The organism is Bartonella sp. ML70XJBT (assembly GCF_028618425.1).
Taxonomy (GTDB): domain Bacteria; phylum Pseudomonadota; class Alphaproteobacteria; order Rhizobiales; family Rhizobiaceae; genus Bartonella.
Window position 1 is genome coordinate 1 of sequence record NZ_JAQISX010000109.1, and the last position, 606, is coordinate 606.

1 protein-coding gene is annotated in these 606 nt (G+C 48.2%); it reads left to right on the forward strand.

What is annotated here, in order from left to right; all coding sequences use genetic code 11:
- Positions 1–606: ParB/RepB/Spo0J family partition protein (locus tag PVV65_RS09920; RefSeq protein ID WP_273790047.1), on the forward strand; the 606-nt coding region annotated here is incomplete at both ends.

Below are 606 nucleotides of genomic sequence, written 5' to 3' on the forward strand. Positions count from 1 at the left end.
CTGGTGCGCACCGGCTTCGTGCTGCGGAGCTTTTGGGCTATAGTGACATTGATGCCGTTGTGGTGCAGGCTGATAAGGACAATGCTGCGCTTTTAGAAGTGGCAGAGAATTTGTTTCGCAATGAATTATCAGTGATTGACCGTGCGCTTTTTGTGCAGACTTACCGCGAATTGTGGGAAAAGAAGTATGGGGAAATTAAGCGTGGTGGGGACTACGGTAATCAATATACAAAGGACAAAGTGGCAAAGGGTAAACATTACCCTTTGCCAAATGATGGTGACTTAAATGGCAAAATGCAAAGTTTGCACTTTGCCACACATGTTGCCGATAGGATTGGTTTATCGAAGGAATCGGTGAAACTCCTCAACCGTATTGCCCAGCATTTACAGCCGGAGTTGCGCTCTGTTTTGCGGGGGACGGCATTGGCGGATAACCAAGCGCAGTTGTTGAAGTTGGCGAAGATGGAGCCGGTTGCGCAGCGGCGGGTGGCGATTGCTTTGCAACAGGTTGAGGGGGATTTACGGCGGGCTGTTGATTTGGTCAATGGGATTAATATAAGCCCTAAAGTTAATGAACAAGAGCGGGTTTTTGCTCAATTGTTGAGTG